We start from the raw sequence: 21,056 nt of genomic DNA, 5'->3' as shown, positions 1-21,056 counted from the left end.
CTCACGCGGATTCCCCCAATTCGTAGAGAACCTGCACCAGCAGCTCTGTCTCGGTACCGTAATTGCTTTCCCAGGACTGGCGACCAGCATGAATGCCGATACCGTGACCGCCATGACGGTGATGAATTTGGCAAAGAGGAATAACTTTGAAATTGTCAGCGCGCTGGCCAACTCCCTGACCAGTTCGGATGTGATGTATCTCTGCTGGGGTTTCACCCAGTTTCAGGTTTTTGCAGACAATACAGCCCAGCCCGGCTACGCGGGAAAGATGAGTTTTTTCGGCTTTAGTCTTTGATCTGCTCATGCTGAACCACCAGCACAAACAGCGACACCGCTCACGAAGGGACGGTGTGAATGGGGTAATTCAGTTTTATGCGCCATCGCGTTTTCCCGGTTGGCGCAGTATTACTCAGCGGGCTGTTCAGACCCGTGTTTGAGTATAACCTAACTTATCAGACATCTGAAACAGGAAGGCCGGCTTTCTTTCTTGCTTCTTCCAGAGCACGCAACGACGTCACAAATTCATCTTTGCGCAGCGCGAATCCCCTTTCGGCCCTGCCCTTTACGATATAAATCAGAACCGGGCCAGTGTGCTCCGGCAGTCCGGGAATTAAATCATCCGGAATTTGCATGAGATGCCCCTTGCGGTGATATCCACACCGTTAAGTCAACGGAAATTGCTTCTTAGCAGTAGCGCGGCGCGCAACGAGAAATTTAGCAATCAGGCGTAACAAATGGCGGCCAAGGACGCCAACCAGGGGGGCATCAATTGAAAAACCATTCATCCGCACTTTCCCACGTTTCCTGCAGGATTTCTTCAATACGTTTTTTATCGCTCTTTTCGCCTCCGATGACACTTAATCCATCAGAACCGGTTCGATGTATCGTTAATTTACATCCTGAATAGTCCTGGCTGATTCGGCGCAAAAGTTCCTTTTCAAGCGCTGGCACAGCTCCTTTCGGAAGTTCCTTAGTGCGATCAATTGTAATTTCAACCTTCATGATTCCCTCCGCTTCGATATACTGTACATTCATACAGTATACCTATTGAACCTCATATTCAAGTGGTTAATAGCACTTTTCGCCAAAGCCATGCCGTTGTATACACTAAGTTTTTCCAACTATTCGGAATTAACTAAATCAGATTGGTGAAACTTTTTAGACAAGAAAAAACCCGCCGCATCATGCTGGTTCAGTCCCTGTAGAACTTGCTTCATAATGCGATGAGCGATCTTGCCAGACAGTCCAGGCTACAGCAGCCTCCCATGATATATATCCATTACCGCCATTTTTCGCCCTGCGGAGATCAACTGCATCACCAAACCTTTCAATGATGAATTTTTCAAATTCTATACGTTTTTCTTCGTCGTTCGTTGAATCCATGCATTCCCCAGTTGCGTCCGACTAATCGCTCTTATTGCATAAAAAATAGCATATCCAATAGAGAGTAAAAAACCCGCCGTAGCGGGTTTGATTTTGATCGCGAGAGCCATTTATCGGCAACTATTTCTGACAAACCTTCTTAGACTTGCTGATAGTCCCATCATTACAAACAAACTTTTCACCCGAGCAATGCGATATTCCACCTTTCTTACCTGAGCATGGCTTGTTTGCTGCCGTTGCTGTCAGTGAGAAAAGTGACACCAATAAAACAACAAGAATTTTCTTCATATCCCTATCCCCATCAGTAAATGATAGGAAATCGTAGCAGGGATTGATGAAGCGAAAAAGAAAACCCGCCGTAGCGGGTTGAATTAGAAATGTTTTATTAAGCCGCTATTTGTTTCTGCTGACAAAGCTCCGGTAGGTTAGCCCTAACCAGCGCCTCGGCAAGCTGATGTTTGGACAGGATTAGCGCAATGAGTATTAGAAACAGCAGAATGCACGAAATGGCGGCGGTATTCGCAATTCGTGACTGGTTGAATATTGCTCGAATTGTATTTTGCACTTTAACGTTTACGTTAAAGTGCCGGATGCATGCCACCGAGTGTTCAGGACGATGGCATGTGTATTATGGATTACGGTTTATTTATTTCCAGGGGGTTAGGGTGAATTCCACTTACATGCCAGAACGCATGCTCTCTATTCAACTGATTTCCCTTTGGTATCAGGAAGCCATACGTCCCAGATTTAAACGTGGCATGAGCGCAGATTAGACTTTCTCCTTCAAAGCTATACTCAGTCCCTTCAGGGATTAGAGAATCAGTCTTGATCAGGTGAACAGTTCCGTTGATAGGGATCATGTAGTGGTGCATTTTAGGCTCCTCGTGTTGTGAAGAGCCTATTATATCAAGTTTGAATCTACGTCAATGAAGTAGCAGGATTTGTTACGTCCTACTCTGGAACCCAGGATTAAGCTACAATTCCTTTTTACTGACCAAACCCTGCCAGATTAACAAGCACTGATTTGTCGTCGCCGTATATGCAACAACAAACCCGCCGAGGCGGGCATTGGAATCATGGGGTATCGATTGGGGGGGTCCATGGCAATTCTAATTCATACATGGGGGTATATTTTAGAATCGACTCAGCAGCCAGTTTACATGCCATTGAAATATAGTTCTTAAAAAACCATGAATTTTCTTTATAGAAATCTTTTGTTATTTCAAAATCTTTATCCAGCACAAGGAAATAAAGAGACATAGAAAAACTAACCTCAAAGATAGGTACTTCCTCTGCACTAGGTTCATGATTACCATCTTCATAACCAGCAACCTTGGGGGTTATTGCCATCTCAATCCAATTATCGCCATCTTCATCAATTTCGGACTTTACCCCAAATTCCGAAAAAGACACTTTATAACGCCCCCCACTATCAACATCACCACTCATCTTAAAATTTGATGAATGGATGGAGAAATTATTAAACTGAATTTTATCAAGCATTAATGTCTCCTCCCTTTGCCTTCCACACTCATCCATTTAGATCTGGAGGCAGCTCCAATTACATACCCACCAGACAGAAGTTCCACTGATTCTTTTTCTTCAATATGTAGATGAATTTCCTTTCTCTCGGAAACCTTCTCTTCAATAGCTTTCTTCACATAATCATTCAATGTGGTTCCACTTCGGCATGCGGCCAGATAGGCTTTTTTATGTAGTTCCGAGCCAATACGAATGTTAAAACTTCCACTCATGGGTTTATCAGGTGACTTGCCCAACTCTTTGCATGTTTCAAGATAATCGGTGACAGCTTCTTCAAAGGCAGACTTCAACTCATTAGGGGTTTCTGCCTCATAGGTTACAATGTCGTTTATACATTGAATTTTCCCATGCAGGATACCGTCCTCTATGGAAACTTCAATACTACCAAAATAACCTTTATAATTCAGCATCTTATTCATAATCATCTAACTCATCCAAAAGGTTTTTGACTTCCTTGAGCACGTACCCTTTAACGATATTCCCCGGATGCGGGCAATGGAAAGCCACCAGCCTCCCATCGCGATTGGTAAATTTTCTTCTTGAACCTGATCCGGTGAGCATTTCAAAACCATACTGACCAAGCAGTGTGACAAGCTCATCCCATGTAAAATCCTTCGGAAGCAGGCCAAGACGCTCCCTCAACTTCTCTCTTTTACTCATATGAAGTATATCCCTTCACCATTCAATAGCAACTGAAAATCAGTTGCAGAGCACGGTCCGACAAAGAAGTGTGAGAGTCTCAGCACTTGGAAGTAATTGTATTTCTGGAAAACGCTTCGAAAAAGCTCTGTGAACTAAGATAACATCTAAAGCTTAGAAAATAAAAACCGCCGAAGCGGTCTTTTGATTAATCTCACTATCATACTATCGTTCTTATGGGGCGGCCTCCGTTAATTGATTGCTGATACAGGACCGTTCGCCGGGTGGTTGTTAGTTGTCATGGATTAGTCCTTCACAAAGATAATCCAGTGGGTTTTGTCGTTCTTCCCGGTACGTTGACCAATTGCTGGTTTCGCGTCAGTAAGCGCCAAAATTTGGCTAACCGGGATCTGCGTTTCGTTCCATTTGAAGATGAGCACGCCGTGTGGCCACAATACCCTGAACGCCTCTTTGAACCCGGCGCGCAAATCAGAACGCCACGTTATTTTGTTCAGTCGGCCGTATTTTTTACCCATCCAGGCAGACTGGCCCACGCGCTCAAGGTGCGGCGGGTCAAACACCACAACCGGAAAAGAAGAATCAGCGAACGGCAGTGAACGAAAATCGGCAATCAGGTCGGGACGGATAACCAGGCGGCGACCGTCGCACAGTTCGTGCTCTTCGGCGCGGATATCAGTAAACACGGCGCGGGTGTCCCGCTTGTTGAACCAGAACATGCGGGAGCCACAGCACACGTCCAAAATTGTTTGCTCTGCCATCACTCCCCCTTCACGCCAATGCCAGCGGCGGCAACTTTTTCGACCAGTTCAACCCACTGTGGCGCCAGCCTCTTTTCTGCCTGTGCGCGGCTACCGGCCGGACCGTTCAAATTCACACGGTAATGATCATATGGGCATTTCAATCCACCCCAAACCCAGCCCATATGATTCGGCTTTAGCGCCCATTCAGGCATGTTCCCGCACTCCGGACAGCGTGGTAATTCGCTCTGTTTCATCGCGCCAGCTCCTGCACCAGCGCGCCATGCTTACGGATGCTGCGAACGGCTTCACGAAGTTTTTCCAGGTTGGACAGCTTCGCTTTTGTGCGGCGAATTTCATTTGAGATGCCGCGCACCGTCGGGATCAGCAGATCATCAGGGCGGCTGACAAACGAGGGAATTTCCTCGACAATTTCAGTGACAGATTTTTCTGGTACTGGTGGAGTTGATATCTCCGGTTCCCGTTGTGCAGAGCTTTTATTTTTCACTGGCCCAGCGGCCGGCACCGAATAAACAAACTTACTGCCCACTTTTTCGCGGATGATCCGCCCTTTTGTCATGTGGTGGGCCAGCATTGGCGCCACACGTTTTGACTCAATACCTGCCAGTGTTGCCAGCTCAAGGGATGTCTGTGGTCCATGTTCCGCCAGTAATGCGATGACGTCGCTGACTGATACACTTGCCGGTGTTTTGCTGACAGAACTGGCCGCCGTGGGCTGTGATTTCACTTCCCCGGTAGCAACTTTCCAGTACCCGTTAACCTGAATAACCTCGTTACGTTCTTCATGCTCACGAAGCATCCCGATCACCGCCGCAGGCTCAATTTTCATGCGCGCCGCAATTTCACGAGCGGTCGCTTTTTCCATCGCTTTCAGTACGCCTAAAATGGTTTCCATAAAATTCTCCAGGTTAATTTTTTAGCCCCTGAAACCTTCAGGGATGGTGTTGTCCGGGACTGAAATGGCGTTAACATCCCGTTGTTGTGTGCTACCACCAAGGCGGATAATTAATTCATCCCACTTTTCCCGTAGCTTTGAAGGGCTCAGAACGTTGCGGCACCAGAACGGATCGTGTTGTACGCGTTTGAATAAATCGCAAATCTGGCGATGGGTGCGCCCGTCTATGCAGCGCATCAGGCGTATTTCGTTTGCCCAGGCACTCCAGTTTGGGTCTTTTGGGCGTGACAGCTCGCCGTCTGTTTCGGCAGCCTTCTCGTAGAGCTTTTTGATACGGGAAAAAATCCACTCAGCGCACTGGTGATCTTCTGGTGTGCCCCATTTGCCTTTTTGCTGTTCAGAAGATGATTTTTTTTCTTCGCCTGAAGAAAAATCGGCTTCCGGGGACGCAGTTCCCGGACAAGAAGAGATCTGTATGTATTTATCTGTTTTAAGATCTGTATAGAGAATAGATTCGGCTTGAGAGCCGTTTCCAGGATTCGGCTTATGGGCCGTTTCCATTCGGCTCAAGAGCCGTTTGGTTTCGGCTTGAGAGCCGTTTCCATTCGACTTAAGAGCCGAATCCAGCACTGGCGGGAATATAAGGGCAATTAATGCCTCTTCGTTGATGCGATAATGCATCTTCGGCGTACCGTTTACCTTGCGTTTCTTCTCTTCGATAACACCAGGCAAATACTGGCTGATTATTTTGCTCATTGCCTTGCGGATGACGTCCTCACTGGAGGCTCGAACTTCCGCAGCAATTACCGCATGCTCTTTGTAAAACCAGCCATTTTCGAGGTGGGATTTACCAGACCAGAACACCAGTTGATTCAGAATCGCCGCGAGTAAATGCTGCTGGCGGTCACCGGCGAAAAAATCCAGGTAAGGACAAGGGATCGTGATGCTGTTCCCCTGACCGGACATCGACTGGACAATCTCAAAAATTCTACTCACACAAAACTCCGTACCTGCTGTGCGCTCTGTCATGACTGCACCTTCCTGAACTTGAGTTCAAACTCTCTCCGGCCTGTCTCGCAGATGTCCTGATAACCTTCGTATCGGTACATAACCCGAAGATGAGAAACTCTCATTACCGTCACCATGCGTCCGCGTTCGTTGCGGTATTTCATCCCCGGAATCAGTTCAGCGCTGCGATCGACTGTCTCCGCCGGTACTCTGTGCTTCATCGCTTTTTTCATGCGGTCTACTAATTCCTGGGCAAGCATGGGAGACTCCTGTTACACCGCGTGCGGGCTGATATGTTTAAACTGGATGCTGACTCCGGGAATGAGATCGGCCAGAGCCTGAATTGCCTCTGCCGTTTCTTTGCGGATTACCTGCACTGGCTTACCAGTCAGCACCGCGCTGGTCGCCTCGATGCACTCGCGGTTCGCAATGGCCACCAGGTTATGTAAGTCATGCTGACCAGCCAGCTCTGCATCCATCGCAGCTCTGATTGCTGGCGCCAGCGCAGCTGCCTGACCACGATAATTCGGCGTGTCATTTCGAAATGCCCGTTGGATGATCTGCGTGTTGTTATGCAGGCATCGCGCATACTCTGACGGGTCAACGATATCCGCCAGGCTGTCCAGCAAATCACCATAGTGATGCGCTGTAATCAGCGGGACTATCTTTTTCCAGCCCCCTTTCCTGCCATCCTTCATCGCCCACTCTTCCAGCTCGATAGCCAGCAATTTAATCTCGTTGATTTTCATCAATCAGATTCCTTCTTGGTTGTGCAGGTATTCTGTTTTCCAAGGCGTTTGGCCTGGCGGTAACGGTCATAAACGTCTTTGTCGTAGATGAGTACGCCACCCGAGGCTTCCTCCAGGCGGCGGGCCCGACCTTCGGGAACAAGAGTTCCCCATTTGTAAAGAGACTGAAGTTCAACACCGGCGGCTTTCGCGAGTTTTGTTTTGGTGTCAAAAAAAGCAAGTGCTTCACATGTGAGCATGTGACCTCCATTTTGTTAGGTATATCTAACACTAGCTTGCGCGGGATATCTAAGTCAATAAAATTTAGAATTGTCTAACTATGAAAAATTTAAACAGCCTTGGACAAAGAGCTCTTGCCAGACGTAAAGAGCTCAAGCTGACTCAGCGTGAGGCAGCCAAACTTGCTGGTGTTGCGCACGTGACCATTTCGCAATGGGAGCGTGATGAAACGCAACCTGTCGGCACTCGTCTGTTTTCGCTCGCAAAAGCCCTATCATGTACACCGACTTGGCTGTTGTTTGGAGATGAACAGCAAAATCCTGTCCCTGCCAATGAATTGCCATGCACCACTCAGTTGACTGACAAGCATCGGGAGTTGATAGATCTCTTTGATTCTTTGCCTGAATCAGAGCAAGAAGCCCAGCTTCAGGAAATGCGAGCGAGAGTGCAGAACTTTAATAAATTGTTCGAAGAGCTTCTCCAAGCCAGACAACGCCAAACCAAAAAATAATTTACTATTTATCAGTAGGTTAATTTAAATTCGATCATTTTGTTAGTTATATCTAACAAAATATCTTGCCTATTCCGTTAGACATATCTAATCTAAATCCCATCAAGTAACCACACGCAGTGATTACTCAGAATCAAAATGTTCCGCCTACCCGGCGTTAATGGGTTTAACAGCGAACAGGCAGGATGCCCACGAAGTAGCCGCCGGTGGCATATGAATAACCGGATGATTCGCGGATGACTGGGAGACAAAAAAATGAAGGTTGAATGCCTAGATGATAATGACCAACTACTCTGGTCTTACGATACCACCAACCAACAGAACATAACGGATATGTGTTTTTTAAAGGACGGTACACAGCAAACAATCATTACCGCCCTTGAGAATGCATGCACTCAGGCGAAAGGCCAAATACTGCTATCAGATGACGTTAATGGAGTATCTGATATTTGCACGATGACCGGCAGGAAGGGCTAACACCACATTCCAGAAGCCTGAGTGCGGAACTGCAATATTGGCAGGGAATCGTTCATAGAAACCACCGTAATAGGTGCAACGACCACCTCGTTTGTAAGAGCTGTAATTTGAATCGTCCATGAGTAAAACATTTATCTGATGTGAACATTGGACAGTCACAACATTTCCATCATCCATATGTTCTCGGCTATGTATATGCGACATGAATATTCCTTTTTGTTGTAGGGGCTTAAAGGATACCACCACGCCTGATGTGGTTAAAAGCAGGCCAAAGCAATAACAAGTAGAACCCGTTCTGGCGGCCCGGTGTTTTCCCGTATGTATCCGGCCACCGCCAGCTTTTTCAGGGAACAACATGCAAGTGCACTCCTTCACTTACCAGTTGGGTGACAGGTATGAAACAGGCGGAGTGCGCTTGCAGATGTGATTAATTGCTGTGTGTGCCGCGTGGTCTTTGCCCATCTTCCACGATGGGCACCTTTTTTACCGGAGGGTTTATGAAAAATTCACAGCCAGTTATACCGGACGGGGATCCTGATGTGGAAAGCTCAGTTAATAATTTTATTTACCAGTTAAGCGTTCCTGCTTTTCGCGACTGCCTTACAGCTGAACTCGAGGCACTGTACGAACAACAGAAGGAAGCTCTCGAACACACAGAATCTTTACTCAGGATGGTGCGTGCCAATGGTTAAATTTACCAGCGAAGATATTGCCCAACGTACAGCTGAAGCTGAATATAAAAAAGCTGTGGCTGATATAACCGGTGTTCAAAAATACAAAGATGAGGTGGTGCTGGATATGTGCTTCATCAAAGTAATGGCAAAAATAGTTAACGACCAGAGGGTTAACATTAGCGAATTTTTACGCTGAACTTTTATTTACCCCCTTCGATAACTTCAAACAATTAAGAGATTTTTTATTTATGCCTTAACTGGCAGGGCTAACTATATCCATCAATGATGGCCCTGTCATAGCCAGCCATGCAGGGAGGGTAAGTGACACTTGAGTGCTGTCCGTATTGCAAAAAATGGAGTTCTGATGACTCCATGTATAAATCAACAAAAAGAATGAATAAGAGAGTAGTCACTGCTTATTTCTGTAGCCTTGAGCATGCTATCTCCTACAAACAAATTCATGAACCACGGCGCTGTAATTTAAGCAGAAGCAATGCACGCCATTCACATAAATATTATTGAGGTTATTATGACAATTGGATTAAAAAAATTTGGCGGGAGATTCGAACCGAAAAAAAGCGCACTTGAAAAAGATAGTACGCTTCCGGTTTATGTTGCTTTTAAACAAGCCAAGAATAAAACAATAGCAAAAACATTACTGCATGCGGATTTTATACAGTTCGCGCCAGATTATGCTGATGATTATTTTGCTCCCAAGGTATGGGAAGTAGAGGAAGGAATGTTCTGCACTGTTGAAGGGCAGTTCTATACCGACCTTTTCACTGGTGAAATTGTCTGGAATGCTGAGAAAGGCGAACCAGAGCGCATCATAGTTGAGCCAGAGCTTGCTGGCGGAAATGAACAACTTAATGCTGACGCGACAGAAGAAAAAATGAAACCGGTGAAAGAGCTGGATGTGCTGGCCCGCGCATACTGCCTTGCGGTGTTTGGTGCCATTGAGGAAATCACACCTTCTCAGTATGGCCAGTTAATCGACATGCTGAATGATGATGAATTTAGCCCTTTACGCGAACAGGCAGAGGGTCTTGCCAAAGAACCCCGCATTCTTGCCATGCTTCCTGAAAAACAGACCGAATGCCTGGTCTGGGTGCGTCAGAAGGCGCGCGACAATGCTAAATGGCCAGACTATAAAAACCTGTTTACCCAATGGGCTGATACCCCGCCCGATAAACGCGAGCCAGTAAAGTGTGTTCAGACTGGCACCACGAGCAGTGACAAGCCGACCATGAGCGAACTTGCTACCAGACTGCGCTATCGCACAGCCATGGGAAAATTATCCCGATCCATGGATTTCGACGTGTGCAGCCCTCCAGTTGGCATTGAAATGCGCATCAATACCATGCTGTGCAGTAAAGATGTCGAGATTGATGACTGGTGTGCGCCATTTTCACGTACACCGGGTATTCATGATTATCACCCGGCGTCCATCGTGGCCATCATCAAAACCGCTGATGAAAAACTTCATATTTACCCTGGCGAACTTCGCCAATACATCGATAGCTGCATTGCGGGTTTTGACTGCGTTAATCCACCACAACTGGTCATTGATATTGCCTGCGGCCGTACGTCTGCCCCGCTGCCACAAAAAAAAGATGGAGCAAAGTCTGATGGTGTAACCGAACAGACGTTACAGGACGAAAATTTACCACCAGCTGTCTGCCCGGCTCGCGCTGCAGAACTCGACAGGGAACTGGATGCAGCATTTGCCAATAGCGCCTCAAATGAGGGCGAAAAAACGGAAGTGACCGAACAGGAAGACTACCGGCAACTTCTGGATGCTCATGAAATTGAGATTGCCCACGCGCTGAACGATCTGCTTTCCGGACGTACCGACATTATGGGTAAAGAAGAAGCGGAAGGCGTTGTGACATGTACCGGTTATATTATCGCTGACATTCTTCCTCTGCTGATCATTGATATTGCCACCACTGAATTTTGTCTGTCGCCCAATTTCAGCGACGAAGAAGTTCACGATGTCGCAACGACAATTCTTGATAGCTGGTCTGATGATGCTGCCGTACGTCAGAAAATCGCCCTCGATGCGATCGTGGAATATCGTCGCCCGGAACCGCCAAAACCGGTGGTGATGGATCCTCCCGTGGTTACCGTTAAGCCGAAAAAGGACCCAGAAACAGTATTTGCGCCAAAACCTGCCCCGATTGCCCTCACCTATCGCCAGCAACTGACGCTCGCAGCGCTGCAAGGGATGTGTGCAAACCCGGCATACCGCGGCGATTTTGACGAATTGCCGCACATGGCCGCAGCGTTGGCCGCAGGGGTTATAAGTGCGGAGGCGGAGCAGTGACAGAGAATTTAACCGGCGATGAAGCCCTGATCCGTTCTCTGCACATCTGTGATGATGGATGTGACTGGACGTCCTGGCATTTATGGCGAATGGGAGAACGCAGGCGCATAAGTGAACATGTTTTCACGCAGCCACCAGTTCGTCAGCGCGCTATACAGCCGAGCATGAAACCCAAGAAAAAACAGTGCCAAAAACGAAAGGCAAAACCAACTACTGATTTTTGATTATCAATATTCGCTAGCTGCAGCATGTACTGTTGTGGCTGGCTGCATCGGAGTTATGTATGTCGCAACTCATTTTCAGCGAAGAGTGGATGGTTGAAGCGCGACTAACAGAAAAGACCGGCTTGTCGGAAAGACAAATTAAAAGTTATCGGTTGAATTTGTGGATCGAAGGCGTGCATTTCAAACATCTGACAGCTCTCGGGGAAACTGACAATTCGAAAGGTCTGCTTTGGTACAACTATCCAAAGATTAACCAATTAGTACAGGAAGCATGATGGACTTTCCAACCGGCGTTGAGCTGCATAATGGAAAAATACGGATCACATTTACCTATCGCGGCAAACGTTGCCGCGAAGTCCTTCGGGGCTGGACGGTGAACAGCAGCAACATCAAAAAAGCTGGAAATCTTCGTGCGCTCATAACAAGTGAAATACAGCTCGGTAAGTTCGACTATGCGGAACGTTTCCCGGAATCCAAAGCGCTTAAGAAGTTCATCACAACCAAAAAAATCACCACGTTTAAAGAACTGAGTGATTTTTTTACAGACACCAAAGCTTTAGAGGTATCTGGTGCAACACTGCTATCGCTTACTTCGGTCGTAAATACGTTATTGCGTGTAATCGGAGAAAATACCCGTCTGGTAGATATTGAGCATGCCGACATTTTGCATTACCGAAAGGAGTTATTAACCGGGACAATTATTAACCCGGCAATGCCGAATCTGGCCAGGCAGGGTCGCGCGCCCTCAACAGTCAATAAACAGATGGCAGTTTTATCAGAAATGCTTAAGCTCGCAAACCGAAGCCAGTTTATATTGCATGCTCCTTATGAAGGAGTGTCGCGACTCAAGTTATCTAAAAATGATCCCGACCCACTTTTACTTCATGAGTACCAGGCTCTGATAGCCGCCCTTCCCCGTAGCCAGGCATTAATCATCATTGTTGCCGTTCATACGGGGATGAGGCCGGGCGAGATATGCGCCCTGGCATGGGAAGACATTGATTTGGTAAAAGGTGAAATCCACGTATCCAGAAGTTTGACGAATAAGCGAGTATTTGTTCCCCCTAAGACAGATGCCGGAATAAGGACGATAACGTTGCTTAAACCTGCTCTGGATGCACTGAAGGAACAATACGAAGTCACCGGCGCTAATCCGAAGCAAGAAATTCGATTTCACCATCGGGAGATCGGAAAAACTGAGCAGCAATCTCTTCGCTTCGTTTTTTCACCGACAGCATATTCGTCAAAAAAAGGCAGTTACTTCTCCAAGAACTCGATTGCCTATGGCTGGAAGCGAGGCACTAAACTTGCCAATATCCGCGAAAGAAATCCTTATCAGTCACGGCATACCTACGCATGCTGGACGTTGATGGCCGGAGCGAATCCGTCATTCATAGCGAGTCAGATGGGACATGAAGATGCGCGAATGGTGTACGAGGTTTACTCCAAGTGGATTGGCGACATGAACCAGGATCAGGTCGACATGCTGAACAATCAGATGCCAACGGCATTGCCCCCAGGACGCCCCCACGGGCAGGGGAGCATGAGAAAAGTTATTTAATTTCATAGCGCTGCTTTCAATCCACATAATCAGCGTTAGACTATTTATACCGTTATTTTAGGGAGAAACGATGATGCGCGTACTGGTTGTCGAGGATAATGCTTTATTACGCCACCACCTCAAGGTTCAGTTACAGGATTTAGGGCATCAGGTGGATGATGCAGAAGATGCGAAGGAAGCGGACTATTATCTGAATGAACATCTGCCGGATATCGCGATCGTTGATTTAGGACTCCCCGATGAAGACGGTTTGTCATTGATCCGCCGTTGGCGTAGCAATGAGGTTTCGTTGCCGATTCTGGTGTTAACCGCGCGTGAAGGCTGGCAGGACAAGGTGGAAGTACTCAGCGCCGGAGCCGACGATTACGTCACAAAACCGTTTCATATCGAAGAGGTGGCTGCACGCATGCAGGCACTGATGCGTCGCAACAGCGGTCTGGCATCGCAGATTATCTCTCTTCCTCCTTTCCAGGTGGACCTCTCTCGACGCGAGTTATCCGTCAATGATGAAGTTATCAAGCTCACGGCGTTCGAATACACCATTATGGAAACACTTATCCGTAATAACGGCAAAGTGGTCAGTAAAGATTCGCTCATGTTACAGCTTTACCCGGATGCCGAGCTGCGTGAAAGCCACACCATTGATGTTCTGATGGGGCGTCTGCGTAAAAAAATACAGGCGCAATACCCGGATGATGTCATCACCACCGTGCGTGGCCAGGGATATCTTTTTGAACTGCGCTAATGAATAAATTATTGCGTCATTTTTTCCCGTTATCACTGCGGTTGCGCTTTTTACTGGCAACCGCGGGCGTGGTATTGGTGCTTTCGCTGGCCTACGGCATGGTTGCCCTGGTGGGCTACAGCGTCAGCTTTGATAAAACAACGTTCCGCCTGCTGCGGGGTGAAAGTAACCTGTTCTATACCCTGGCAAAATGGGAGAACGGTAAGATAAACGTCGAGCTGCCTGAGAATCTCGATATGCAAAGCCCAACAATGTCGCTGATCTATAACGAAGACGGTGAGTTGTTGTGGGCGCAGCGCAATGTTCCCTGGCTGACGCACAGTATCCAACCGGAATGGCTAAAAGCGAACGGTTTTCATGAGATTGAAGCCAATGTAGATGCCACCAGCACCTTACTGGGCGAAGATCACTCCGCTCAGCAGCAGTTAAAAGAAGTCAGAGAAGATGACGACGATGCCGAAATGACCCACTCGGTCGCCGTGAACGTCTACCCCGCCACTGCCAGAATGCCACAGTTGACCATTGTGGTTGTCGATACTATTCCTATTGAGCTAAAGCGCTCGTATATGGTCTGGAGTTGGTTTATTTATGTGCTGGTCGCCAATCTGTTGCTGGTCATTCCGCTGTTATGGGTAGCCGCCTGGTGGAGTCTGCGGCCTATCGAATCGCTGGCGCGTGAAGTCCGTGAGCTTGAGGAACATCATCGAGAGATGCTAAACCCCGCCACCACGCGCGAACTGACCAGCCTGGTCCGCAACCTTAATCGACTTTTAAAAAGCGAACGCGAGCGCTACGACAAATACCGTACGACGTTAACAGACCTCACCCACAGCCTGAAAACACCGCTGGCGGTATTACAGAGTACGCTCCGCTCGATGCGTAATGAAAAAATGAACGTGAGCGACGCGGAACCCATCATGCTGGAACAAATCAGCCGTATTTCCCAGCAGATTGGCTATTACCTGCATCGCGCCAGCATGCGTGGCAGCAGCGTGCTGCTTAGCCGCGAACTGCATCCGGTCGCGCCGTTGCTGGATAAACTCACCTCGGCGCTAAATAAGGTGTATCAGCGTAAAGGCGTCAACATAAATCTCGATATCTCACCCGAAATCAGTTTTGTGGGCGAACAGAACGATTTTGTCGAAGTGATGGGCAACGTGCTGGATAACGCATGTAAATATTGTCTGGAGTTTGTCGAGATTTCAGCGCATTTGTCCGAGGATCAGCTACACATTCTGGTTGAAGATGATGGCCCAGGTATTCCGCAAAGCAAACGGGAAGTGGTGTTTGACCGTGGACAACGTGTCGATACGTTACGACCAGGGCAAGGCGTTGGACTGGCGGTGGCGCGAGAAATCACCGAACAGTATGACGGGCAGATTATTGCAGGCGATAGCCTGCTGGGTGGCGCGCGCATGGAAGTTATTTTTGGCCGCCAGCAGCCGGGGCAGATAGACGAGTAATCGCCGCATGTAATAAATATGTACTGATTTCCCGCTTGCGGTTAAGTATCCGTTATAATCGGTTGCAGATACCAGCCTGCGGGATGCTCATTATGGAATACCAACTCACACTTAACTGGCCCGATTTTCTTGAACGCCACTGGCAGAAACGCCCGGTGGTCTTAAAACGCGGGTTTAACAACTTTATTGATCCACTCTCTCCTGACGAACTGGCTGGACTGGCAATGGAAAGCGAAGTCGACAGCCGACTCGTCAGCCACCAGGACGGTAAATGGCAGGTTAGCCACGGTCCGTTCGAAAGCTATGATCATCTCGGCGAGAACAACTGGTCGCTGCTGGTACAGGCGGTCAATCACTGGCATGAACCCACCGCCGCGCTGATGCGCCCGTTTCGCGAACTGCCGGACTGGCGGATTGACGATCTGATGATCTCCTTCTCCGTACCCGGCGGCGGCGTTGGCCCACATCTTGATCAGTACGATGTGTTTATTATTCAGGGAACCGGGCGACGTCGCTGGCGCGTGGGCGAAAAACTGCAGTTGAAGCAGCACTGCCCTCACCCGGACCTGCTGCAGGTCGCCCCGTTTGAAGCCATCATCGATGAAGAGCTGGAACCCGGCGATATCCTGTACATTCCACCAGGATTCCCGCACGAAGGCTATGCGCTGGAAAACGCCATGAACTATTCGGTCGGTTTCCGCGCGCCGAATACTCGCGAACTGATCAGCGGCTTCGCCGATTACGTTTTGCAACGTGAGCTGGGCAGCACGTATTACAGCGATCCTGACCTGCCGCCGCGCGATCATCCGGCTGACGTTCTGCCGCAGGAAATGGACAAGCTGCGTGAAATGATGCTTGGACTGATTAATCAGCCGGAACATTTCCAGCAGTGGTTTGGCGAGTTTATATCTCAGTCTCGTCATGAGCTGGATATTGCTCCACCGGAGCCGCCTTATCAGCCAGATGAAATTTACGATGCCCTGAAGCAAGGGGATGTGTTAGTGCGTCTGGGCGGATTGCGCGTATTGCGCATCGGCGATGACGTCTACGCCAACGGTGAGAAAATTGATTCACCGCATCGCCCTGCCCTGGAAGCACTTGCCAGCCATATTGTTCTGACGGCCGAGAACTTTGAGGATGCGCTGGAAGATCCATCTTTCCTTGCCATGCTTGCCGCACTGGTTAACAGCGGATACTGGTTCTTCGAAGGATAATACGAACGGTGCCTGATGCGACGCTAGCGCGTCCTATCAGGCCTTTTGGAGTGAAATACTGTAGGCCGGATAGGCAACGCGCTATCCGGCATCTATCGATAAATTTACTGCTGCTTTGCGGTTAACTCCGCAATACGTACAATCACCCGCACCGCTTTTTCCATTCCTTCCAGAGTTACAAACTCATGTTTACCATGATAGTTGTAGCCTCCGGTAAACAGATTCGGACACGGTAACCCCATAAACGACAGCTGCGCGCCGTCGGTGCCGCCACGAATAGGTTTCAGCACCGGCTCAATATCGCAATCGCGCATCGCCTTCTGGGCGATATCCAGCACGTGCGGATGCTCAATCACTTTTTCGCGCATATTGTAGTAGCTGTCTTCAATCACCAGTTCGATATAGCAATCCGGGTGTAACCCTTTACCGACCTTTTTGGCGATCTCCATGATCTTGCGTTTGCGCGCTTCAAACTGCTTGCGGTCAAAATCACGGATGATGTAGTGCATATCCGCCCGATCGACCGTCCCTTTCATGCTCGCCAGATGATAAAAGCCTTCGTAGCCTTCCGTCGTTTCCGGGCTTTCGTCTGCTGGAACCTCAGCATGAATACGAGCAGCCAGCGACAGCGCATTCACCATCACCCCTTTTGCGGTACCGGGATGCACATTGTTGCCGACAATTTTGATATTAACCGACGCGGCGTTGAAGTTTTCAAATTCCAGCTCTCCCACGCCACCGCCGTCAACGGTATAGGCCCACTGCGCATCAAATGCCGCAACGTCAAAATGCTTCGCCCCTTTACCAACCTCTTCGTCCGGCGTAAAGGCCACGCGGATATCACCGTGCGGAATATCTTTTTGGATGAGCACCGCCAGCGCGGTCATGATTTCCGCCACGCCAGCTTTATCATCCGCGCCCAGCAGCGTTTTACCGTCTGTAGTGATCAGCGTCTGACCCAGAAGTTGATGCAGCACCGGGAACATCACCGGCGACAGAACTTCATCACCAATGCCTAACGCAATATCGCCGCCGCGATAGTTTTCAACGATTTGCGGATTAACGTTTTTACCGCTGAAATCCGGTGAGGTATCCACATGGGAAATAAAGCCGATCGCGGGAATATTGCCAGCAACGTTAGCGGGCAACGTGGCCATCAGCGTCCCCTTTTCGCTCAGTGAAATGTTAACCAGCCCCATCTCTTCGAGCTGTTGTTTGAGCAGTTGTAATAACTTCCACTGTCCTTCGGTGCTGGGTACCTGCCGCACGCCCGATTTTGATTGGGTGTCCAGCGACACGTAGTGTAAAAAACGCTCAAGTAGTTTATCCATGCAGTCACCCTCACTTTTTGTGACAACATTATCAATAAGCAACAAAAGACAAATATTGCGTCAGGTCACTTTTATCCCCGCAAGTGAGAATATTTCGCCCTGACATCCCCTCTGACTATAGGGCTAAGTCAGTAATTCGCAACAAGGATTGGCGATTACCATGGTTTGCCGTAGAATAACGGCCCTCATTAAGAGTCATCAAGGTGGTTAACCACGAACCCCGCAGCGGTCAGCCATCCGTTGCGTTTACATGGGACAGAGTAAAAAATTGAATAAACAACCGCGTTCGCTTTCTCCACTGGTGCAATTAGCGGGAATTCGCAAAAGTTTCGATGGCAAAGAGGTGATTTCCAGCCTGGATTTGACCATCAATAATGGCGAGTTTCTCACGCTGCTTGGCCCCTCTGGCTGCGGTAAAACAACCGTTCTTCGCCTGATTGCCGGTCTGGAAACGGTTGATTCCGGTCATATCATGTTGGACAACCAGGACATCACTCACGTTCCTGCGGAAAACCGCTACGTGAACACCGTCTTCCAAAGCTATGCGTTATTTCCCCACATGACCGTATTTGAGAATGTGGCCTTTGGCTTACGCATGCAAAAAACGCCCGCAGCCGACATTCCTCCCCGCGTTACCGAAGCTCTGCGCATGGTGCAACTGGAAGAGTTCGCCCAGCGAAAACCGCATCAACTCTCCGGTGGACAGCAGCAGCGCGTAGCGATTGCTCGAGCGGTGGTCAATAAACCCCGTTTACTCCTGTTAGACGAATCTCTCTCTGCGCTGGACTACAAACTACGCAAGCAGATGCAGAACGAACTGAAAGCGCTGCAACGTAAGCTTGGTATCACCTTTGTCTTTGTCACACACGATCAGGAAGAGGCGCTGACCATGTCAGACCGTATCGTGGTGATGCGCGATGGCAAGATTGAGCAGGACGGTACGCCGCGCGAAATCTACGAAGAGCCGAAAAATCTGTTCGTCGCCGGGTTTATCGGTGAGATCAATATGTTTAACGCGACGGTGATAGAACGTCTGGACGAACAGCGCGTTCGTGCTAACGTTGAAGGTCGCGAGTGCAATATTTATGTCAACTTCGCGGTGATTCCCGGGCAGAAGCTGCACGTCCTGTTACGCCCTGAAGATCTGCGCGTTGATGAAATCAACGACGACAATCATATCGAAGGCCTGATCGGCTACGTGCGTGAACGCAACTACAAGGGCATGACGCTGGAGTCGGTTGTGGAACTGGAAAATGGCAAGATGGTGATGGTCAGTGAATTCTTCAACGAAGACGATCCTGACTTTGACCACTCTCTCGACCAGAAAATGGCGATTAACTGGGTAGAAAGCTGGGAGGTCGTACTGGCTGATGAAGAACACAAGTAAATTCCAGAGTGTGGTGATCGTCACCATTGTCGGTTGGCTTGTGTTATTTGTCTTTCTGCCCAACCTGATGATCATCGGCACCAGCTTTTTGACCCGCGACGACGCCAATTTCGTCAAAATGGTCTTTACGCTGGAAAACTATACACGCCTGCTCGATCCGCTCTATTTTGAGGTACTGGTTCACTCCCTCAATATGGCGCTGATTGCCACGCTCGCCTGTCTGGTGCTCGGCTATCCGTTTGCCTGGTTTTTGGTGAAACTGCCGGAAAAAGTGCGTCCATTGCTGCTGTTCCTGCTGATTGTTCCGTTCTGGACCAACTCGCTTATTCGCATCTACGGACTCAAAATATTCCTCAGTACCAAGGGCTACCTCAACGAATTTCTGTTGTGGCTCGGCGTTATCGATACCCCCATTCGCATCATGTTTACCCCCAGCGCGGTGATTATCGGCCTGGTGTACATCCTGCTGCCGTTTATGGTGATGCCGCTCTATTCCAGCATTGAAAAGCTCGATAAACCGCTGCTGGAAGCCGCGCGCGATTTGGGCGCCAGTAAACTTCAGACCTTCACCCGCATCATTATTCCGTTAACGATGCCGGGAATTATCGCCGGATGCCTGCTGGTTATGCTGCCCGCAATGGGGCTGTTTTACGTTTCCGATTTAATGGGCGGGGCGAAAAACCTGCTGATTGGTAACGTGATTAAAGTTCAGTTCCTGAACATCCGCGATTGGCCGTTCGGTGCTGCCACCAGCATTACGCTGACCATCGTCATGGGTCTGATGCTGCTGATCTACTGGCGCGCCTCCCGCTTGCTGAACAAGAAGGTTAGCGATATTGATAGTTAACCGCTATTACTCAATAAGTTAAAATGATCATGGCATGCTTTTTACCCTCAAGTAAACTGCATGCCAGGTCACGAACGGGGATAAGATTTGTAAAATCAGAAAGGAATTGTAAACGCGCAAAAATATGCCGTCATGATACGCATGAATTTATTATCGATATTCAAGAAATTGTCTTCTGGATTCATCATCTTCAAGGTACTCAAATGAGAGAAGGCGAATTTTGGTAAGGTTATAAAACCACTCGCAATCGTTTCGTTGAATAATTTCGCCAGGCTTGAAACATATTCCTGATGCTTCCCGGACAATCGCATATTTACCATTATTAAACCTGGCCCTGTGGATACAGAAAGATTGACCAACCTGCCCATGACAGCTGTTCGAAAGGATATGTCCTTCAATAAAAATAGATTTTTTAGATTTCATCATCATATCCTCTCAAACTACAGTACAGGAGCAATATTGTCATTTCCCAACATCACTCACGTTAGGTGGCAGAAGCCGATCAGCCGCCGATACACCAGCATTCTGATGGTCTGAACAACAGCCCGCAGGCAGGGCACTCCAGAACCGCATCTTTTCTTAGTTTACCTGCTTTCTGATCGGCTCTGTATGCGCATACCGGGCAGGCAACATGCACCGGTCTTTCTTTAAAGTGCCTGAGTCCTTTTGTATAAGACATAAATAATTCTCTGAGGAACACAGTAATTATTATACGCCTTAATATAAAAATAACTGGCTTAAGTTATGTTAATTTATGATTAAATCAGGATATCAGATATTGAAAATTAAACGTCTGATTTATGATATAATACCCTTCCGTGAGAAATTTATCATGAAATCAGAAGACACCCTTGACTGGTACCCGGCCCAGTTGCCACCAGTGAAAATTATTCTTGGCGAAGCCGTGCTGGCAGTGGGCAAACAGGGCCGACCTATTAATACCCGAACTTTGCTGGAATACCTTCAGGTCATGCAGGACAAGCAAAAAAAACGAGATGACAAAATCGCCATGCAGACAGCGATTGAGGTTCTCAGGGATAATCAGCGCATTAACGGCAGACGTTAATGCGCGTCCGGACTCA

At 48.3% G+C, this 21,056-nt stretch carries 30 protein-coding genes; 12 read left to right on the top strand and 18 right to left on the bottom strand.

What is annotated here, in order from left to right; genetic code table 11:
- Position 1 precedes the first annotated feature (1 nt).
- From WC7_RS0124470 to WC7_RS16100, 15 genes are all read right to left on the bottom strand, one after another.
- Positions 2–304 (bottom strand): Ref family recombination enhancement nuclease, encoded by a 303-nt coding sequence (locus WC7_RS0124470; protein ID WP_032947012.1) that lies wholly within the window; start codon positions 302–304, stop codon positions 2–4.
- A gap of 148 nt (positions 305–452) precedes the next feature.
- Positions 453–632: a hypothetical protein gene (locus tag WC7_RS16045; RefSeq protein ID WP_016150018.1), complete on the bottom strand. Its 180-nt coding sequence runs from the start codon at positions 630–632 to the stop codon at positions 453–455.
- A gap of 133 nt (positions 633–765) precedes the next feature.
- A complete protein-coding gene (locus WC7_RS16050) occupies positions 766–1,002 on the bottom strand; it encodes a DinI-like family protein (protein WP_032947076.1) in 237 nt (78 codons plus the stop codon).
- A 180-nt stretch (positions 1,003–1,182) separates the two neighbouring features.
- Positions 1,183–1,383 carry a hypothetical protein gene (locus WC7_RS0124465; protein WP_050566831.1) on the bottom strand — a complete coding sequence of 67 codons (201 nt, stop codon included), beginning with the start codon at positions 1,381–1,383 and terminating at the stop codon, positions 1,183–1,185.
- A gap of 120 nt (positions 1,384–1,503) precedes the next feature.
- Entirely contained in the window at positions 1,504–1,671 is a 168-nt protein-coding gene (locus WC7_RS27100) for a YdcA family protein (RefSeq protein ID WP_223870088.1), read from the bottom strand.
- A gap of 786 nt (positions 1,672–2,457) precedes the next feature.
- A complete protein-coding gene (locus tag WC7_RS16060) occupies positions 2,458–2,886 on the bottom strand; it encodes a hypothetical protein (RefSeq protein WP_016152715.1) in 429 nt (142 codons plus the stop codon).
- Positions 2,886–3,344, bottom strand: a complete 459-nt coding sequence (locus tag WC7_RS0124460; protein ID WP_050566836.1) for a type II toxin-antitoxin system HicB family antitoxin — start codon at positions 3,342–3,344, stop codon at positions 2,886–2,888. Before WC7_RS0124460 ends, WC7_RS16060 begins: the two co-directional genes overlap by 1 nt.
- Positions 3,337–3,585: a type II toxin-antitoxin system HicA family toxin gene (locus WC7_RS16065; protein ID WP_016152713.1), complete on the bottom strand. Its 249-nt coding sequence runs from the start codon at positions 3,583–3,585 to the stop codon at positions 3,337–3,339. Before WC7_RS16065 ends, WC7_RS0124460 begins: the two co-directional genes overlap by 8 nt.
- 284 nt (positions 3,586–3,869) lie before the next feature.
- On the bottom strand, positions 3,870–4,343 hold the full coding sequence (locus WC7_RS16070) for a class I SAM-dependent methyltransferase (protein WP_016152712.1): 474 nt from the start codon (positions 4,341–4,343) through the stop codon (positions 3,870–3,872).
- The gene (locus tag WC7_RS16075) at positions 4,343–4,579 is read right to left on the bottom strand and encodes a hypothetical protein (protein WP_016152711.1); all 237 of its coding nucleotides are present in this window, start codon (positions 4,577–4,579) and stop codon (positions 4,343–4,345) included. The genes WC7_RS16070 and WC7_RS16075 overlap by 1 nt, the downstream gene beginning before the upstream one ends.
- Positions 4,576–5,238 carry a DUF1627 domain-containing protein gene (locus tag WC7_RS16080; protein ID WP_016152710.1) on the bottom strand — a complete coding sequence of 221 codons (663 nt, stop codon included), beginning with the start codon at positions 5,236–5,238 and terminating at the stop codon, positions 4,576–4,578. Before WC7_RS16080 ends, WC7_RS16075 begins: the two co-directional genes overlap by 4 nt.
- 21 nt (positions 5,239–5,259) lie before the next feature.
- The gene (locus tag WC7_RS16085; protein WP_016152709.1) at positions 5,260–6,267 is read right to left on the bottom strand and encodes a hypothetical protein; all 1,008 of its coding nucleotides are present in this window, start codon (positions 6,265–6,267) and stop codon (positions 5,260–5,262) included.
- Positions 6,264–6,506, bottom strand: a complete 243-nt coding sequence (locus tag WC7_RS16090) for a DUF4222 domain-containing protein (protein WP_016152708.1) — start codon at positions 6,504–6,506, stop codon at positions 6,264–6,266. The genes WC7_RS16085 and WC7_RS16090 overlap by 4 nt, the downstream gene beginning before the upstream one ends.
- Before the next feature lie 12 nt (positions 6,507–6,518).
- On the bottom strand, positions 6,519–6,995 hold the full coding sequence (locus tag WC7_RS16095; RefSeq protein ID WP_016152707.1) for a toxin YdaT family protein: 477 nt from the start codon (positions 6,993–6,995) through the stop codon (positions 6,519–6,521).
- Positions 6,995–7,234 (bottom strand): Cro/CI family transcriptional regulator, encoded by a 240-nt coding sequence (locus tag WC7_RS16100; protein ID WP_016152706.1) that lies wholly within the window; start codon positions 7,232–7,234, stop codon positions 6,995–6,997. Before WC7_RS16100 ends, WC7_RS16095 begins: the two co-directional genes overlap by 1 nt.
- A gap of 80 nt (positions 7,235–7,314) precedes the next feature.
- On the opposite strand from WC7_RS16100, the gene WC7_RS16105 reads away from it, so the two are divergent.
- Positions 7,315–7,725, top strand: coding sequence for a helix-turn-helix domain-containing protein (locus WC7_RS16105; protein ID WP_016152705.1), 411 nt, complete (start codon positions 7,315–7,317; stop codon positions 7,723–7,725).
- Positions 7,726–8,145: 420 nt separating this feature from the next.
- On the opposite strand, the gene WC7_RS27095 is transcribed toward WC7_RS16105, so the two are convergent.
- Positions 8,146–8,559: a DUF1883 domain-containing protein gene (locus WC7_RS27095; RefSeq protein WP_016152703.1), complete on the bottom strand. Its 414-nt coding sequence runs from the start codon at positions 8,557–8,559 to the stop codon at positions 8,146–8,148.
- 140 nt (positions 8,560–8,699) lie between these two features.
- On the opposite strand from WC7_RS27095, the gene WC7_RS16115 reads away from it, so the two are divergent.
- The 8 genes from WC7_RS16115 to roxA all read left to right on the top strand — a co-directional run bounded on the left by WC7_RS16115 (position 8,700) and on the right by roxA (position 16,409).
- Entirely contained in the window at positions 8,700–8,894 is a 195-nt protein-coding gene (locus WC7_RS16115; RefSeq protein ID WP_016152702.1) for a hypothetical protein, read from the top strand.
- Positions 8,887–9,072 (top strand): hypothetical protein, encoded by a 186-nt coding sequence (locus WC7_RS16120; protein ID WP_016152701.1) that lies wholly within the window; start codon positions 8,887–8,889, stop codon positions 9,070–9,072. Before WC7_RS16115 ends, WC7_RS16120 begins: the two co-directional genes overlap by 8 nt.
- 297 nt (positions 9,073–9,369) lie before the next feature.
- Complete coding sequence (locus WC7_RS16125) at positions 9,370–11,202, top strand: exonuclease family protein (protein ID WP_231390971.1); 1,833 nt, start codon at positions 9,370–9,372, stop codon at positions 11,200–11,202.
- A gap of 283 nt (positions 11,203–11,485) precedes the next feature.
- Positions 11,486–11,701, top strand: a complete 216-nt coding sequence (gene xisR / locus WC7_RS16130) for an excisionase family protein (RefSeq protein ID WP_003832298.1) — start codon at positions 11,486–11,488, stop codon at positions 11,699–11,701.
- Positions 11,701–12,987 (top strand): site-specific integrase, encoded by a 1,287-nt coding sequence (locus WC7_RS16135; RefSeq protein WP_016152699.1) that lies wholly within the window; start codon positions 11,701–11,703, stop codon positions 12,985–12,987. Before xisR ends, WC7_RS16135 begins: the two co-directional genes overlap by 1 nt.
- Before the next feature lie 73 nt (positions 12,988–13,060).
- Positions 13,061–13,732, top strand: a complete 672-nt coding sequence (gene phoP, locus WC7_RS16140; protein ID WP_003846709.1) for a two-component system response regulator PhoP — start codon at positions 13,061–13,063, stop codon at positions 13,730–13,732.
- Positions 13,732–15,195, top strand: coding sequence for a two-component system sensor histidine kinase PhoQ (gene phoQ / locus WC7_RS16145; protein ID WP_016152698.1), 1,464 nt, complete (start codon positions 13,732–13,734; stop codon positions 15,193–15,195). The genes phoP and phoQ overlap by 1 nt, the downstream gene beginning before the upstream one ends.
- A gap of 92 nt (positions 15,196–15,287) precedes the next feature.
- Positions 15,288–16,409 (top strand): [50S ribosomal protein L16]-arginine 3-hydroxylase, encoded by a 1,122-nt coding sequence (gene roxA / locus WC7_RS16150; protein WP_016152697.1) that lies wholly within the window; start codon positions 15,288–15,290, stop codon positions 16,407–16,409.
- A gap of 104 nt (positions 16,410–16,513) precedes the next feature.
- Here roxA and pepT read toward each other — a convergent pair whose 3' ends face one another.
- Complete coding sequence (pepT, locus tag WC7_RS16155; protein WP_016152696.1) at positions 16,514–17,740, bottom strand: peptidase T; 1,227 nt, start codon at positions 17,738–17,740, stop codon at positions 16,514–16,516.
- 250 nt (positions 17,741–17,990) lie between these two features.
- On the opposite strand from pepT, the gene potA reads away from it, so the two are divergent.
- Both potA and potB read left to right on the top strand, forming a co-directional pair.
- Positions 17,991–19,127 carry a spermidine/putrescine ABC transporter ATP-binding protein PotA gene (gene potA / locus WC7_RS16160; protein ID WP_016152695.1) on the top strand — a complete coding sequence of 379 codons (1,137 nt, stop codon included), beginning with the start codon at positions 17,991–17,993 and terminating at the stop codon, positions 19,125–19,127.
- The gene (gene potB / locus WC7_RS16165) at positions 19,111–19,974 is read left to right on the top strand and encodes a spermidine/putrescine ABC transporter permease PotB (RefSeq protein ID WP_016150058.1); all 864 of its coding nucleotides are present in this window, start codon (positions 19,111–19,113) and stop codon (positions 19,972–19,974) included. Before potA ends, potB begins: the two co-directional genes overlap by 17 nt.
- A 502-nt stretch (positions 19,975–20,476) precedes the next feature.
- Here the strand turns inward: potB and WC7_RS27090 are convergent.
- Positions 20,477–20,653, bottom strand: coding sequence for a YnfU family zinc-binding protein (locus tag WC7_RS27090; RefSeq protein WP_213083733.1), 177 nt, complete (start codon positions 20,651–20,653; stop codon positions 20,477–20,479).
- A gap of 153 nt (positions 20,654–20,806) precedes the next feature.
- On the opposite strand from WC7_RS27090, the gene WC7_RS16170 reads away from it, so the two are divergent.
- Complete coding sequence (locus WC7_RS16170; protein ID WP_029139493.1) at positions 20,807–21,040, top strand: hypothetical protein; 234 nt, start codon at positions 20,807–20,809, stop codon at positions 21,038–21,040.
- Positions 21,041–21,056: the final 16 nt, after the last annotated feature.

Source organism: Citrobacter sp. KTE151 (assembly GCF_000398845.1).
GTDB lineage: Bacteria > Pseudomonadota > Gammaproteobacteria > Enterobacterales > Enterobacteriaceae > Citrobacter > Citrobacter braakii.
The sequence above is the reverse complement of the archived record's forward strand: the minus strand, read 5'-3'. Positions and strand labels throughout refer to the sequence as shown.

What these genes read in the sequence shown, in the direction of transcription:
- xisR (WP_003832298.1), top strand. Translation starts at nt 11,486, where the DNA reads ATGTCGCAACTCATTTTCAGCGAAGAGTGGATGGTTGAAGCGCGACTA.
- WC7_RS0124470 (WP_032947012.1), bottom strand. Translation starts at nt 304, where the DNA reads ATGAGCAGATCAAAGACTAAAGCCGAAAAAACTCATCTTTCCCGCGTA.
- WC7_RS16045 (WP_016150018.1), bottom strand. Translation starts at nt 632, where the DNA reads ATGCAAATTCCGGATGATTTAATTCCCGGACTGCCGGAGCACACTGGC.
- WC7_RS16060 (WP_016152715.1), bottom strand. Translation starts at nt 2,886, where the DNA reads ATGCTTGATAAAATTCAGTTTAATAATTTCTCCATCCATTCATCAAAT.
- WC7_RS16120 (WP_016152701.1), top strand. Translation starts at nt 8,887, where the DNA reads ATGGTTAAATTTACCAGCGAAGATATTGCCCAACGTACAGCTGAAGCT.
- WC7_RS27100 (WP_223870088.1), bottom strand. Translation starts at nt 1,671, where the DNA reads ATGAAGAAAATTCTTGTTGTTTTATTGGTGTCACTTTTCTCACTGACA.
- WC7_RS16125 (WP_231390971.1), top strand. Translation starts at nt 9,370, where the DNA reads ATGCACGCCATTCACATAAATATTATTGAGGTTATTATGACAATTGGA.
- WC7_RS16070 (WP_016152712.1), bottom strand. Translation starts at nt 4,343, where the DNA reads ATGGCAGAGCAAACAATTTTGGACGTGTGCTGTGGCTCCCGCATGTTC.
- WC7_RS16075 (WP_016152711.1), bottom strand. Translation starts at nt 4,579, where the DNA reads ATGAAACAGAGCGAATTACCACGCTGTCCGGAGTGCGGGAACATGCCT.
- WC7_RS27090 (WP_213083733.1), bottom strand. Translation starts at nt 20,653, where the DNA reads ATGTCTTATACAAAAGGACTCAGGCACTTTAAAGAAAGACCGGTGCAT.
- WC7_RS27095 (WP_016152703.1), bottom strand. Translation starts at nt 8,559, where the DNA reads ATGTTGTTCCCTGAAAAAGCTGGCGGTGGCCGGATACATACGGGAAAA.
- WC7_RS16065 (WP_016152713.1), bottom strand. Translation starts at nt 3,585, where the DNA reads ATGAGTAAAAGAGAGAAGTTGAGGGAGCGTCTTGGCCTGCTTCCGAAG.
- phoP (WP_003846709.1), top strand. Translation starts at nt 13,061, where the DNA reads ATGCGCGTACTGGTTGTCGAGGATAATGCTTTATTACGCCACCACCTC.
- pepT (WP_016152696.1), bottom strand. Translation starts at nt 17,740, where the DNA reads ATGGATAAACTACTTGAGCGTTTTTTACACTACGTGTCGCTGGACACC.
- WC7_RS16085 (WP_016152709.1), bottom strand. Translation starts at nt 6,267, where the DNA reads ATGACAGAGCGCACAGCAGGTACGGAGTTTTGTGTGAGTAGAATTTTT.
- WC7_RS16170 (WP_029139493.1), top strand. Translation starts at nt 20,807, where the DNA reads ATGAAATCAGAAGACACCCTTGACTGGTACCCGGCCCAGTTGCCACCA.
- WC7_RS16080 (WP_016152710.1), bottom strand. Translation starts at nt 5,238, where the DNA reads ATGGAAACCATTTTAGGCGTACTGAAAGCGATGGAAAAAGCGACCGCT.
- WC7_RS16090 (WP_016152708.1), bottom strand. Translation starts at nt 6,506, where the DNA reads ATGCTTGCCCAGGAATTAGTAGACCGCATGAAAAAAGCGATGAAGCAC.
- WC7_RS16115 (WP_016152702.1), top strand. Translation starts at nt 8,700, where the DNA reads ATGAAAAATTCACAGCCAGTTATACCGGACGGGGATCCTGATGTGGAA.
- roxA (WP_016152697.1), top strand. Translation starts at nt 15,288, where the DNA reads ATGGAATACCAACTCACACTTAACTGGCCCGATTTTCTTGAACGCCAC.
- WC7_RS16100 (WP_016152706.1), bottom strand. Translation starts at nt 7,234, where the DNA reads ATGCTCACATGTGAAGCACTTGCTTTTTTTGACACCAAAACAAAACTC.
- WC7_RS0124460 (WP_050566836.1), bottom strand. Translation starts at nt 3,344, where the DNA reads ATGAATAAGATGCTGAATTATAAAGGTTATTTTGGTAGTATTGAAGTT.
- WC7_RS16050 (WP_032947076.1), bottom strand. Translation starts at nt 1,002, where the DNA reads ATGAAGGTTGAAATTACAATTGATCGCACTAAGGAACTTCCGAAAGGA.
- phoQ (WP_016152698.1), top strand. Translation starts at nt 13,732, where the DNA reads ATGAATAAATTATTGCGTCATTTTTTCCCGTTATCACTGCGGTTGCGC.
- potA (WP_016152695.1), top strand. Translation starts at nt 17,991, where the DNA reads ATGGGACAGAGTAAAAAATTGAATAAACAACCGCGTTCGCTTTCTCCA.
- WC7_RS16095 (WP_016152707.1), bottom strand. Translation starts at nt 6,995, where the DNA reads ATGAAAATCAACGAGATTAAATTGCTGGCTATCGAGCTGGAAGAGTGG.
- potB (WP_016150058.1), top strand. Translation starts at nt 19,111, where the DNA reads ATGAAGAACACAAGTAAATTCCAGAGTGTGGTGATCGTCACCATTGTC.
- WC7_RS16135 (WP_016152699.1), top strand. Translation starts at nt 11,701, where the DNA reads ATGGACTTTCCAACCGGCGTTGAGCTGCATAATGGAAAAATACGGATC.
- WC7_RS0124465 (WP_050566831.1), bottom strand. Translation starts at nt 1,383, where the DNA reads ATGGATTCAACGAACGACGAAGAAAAACGTATAGAATTTGAAAAATTC.
- WC7_RS16105 (WP_016152705.1), top strand. Translation starts at nt 7,315, where the DNA reads ATGAAAAATTTAAACAGCCTTGGACAAAGAGCTCTTGCCAGACGTAAA.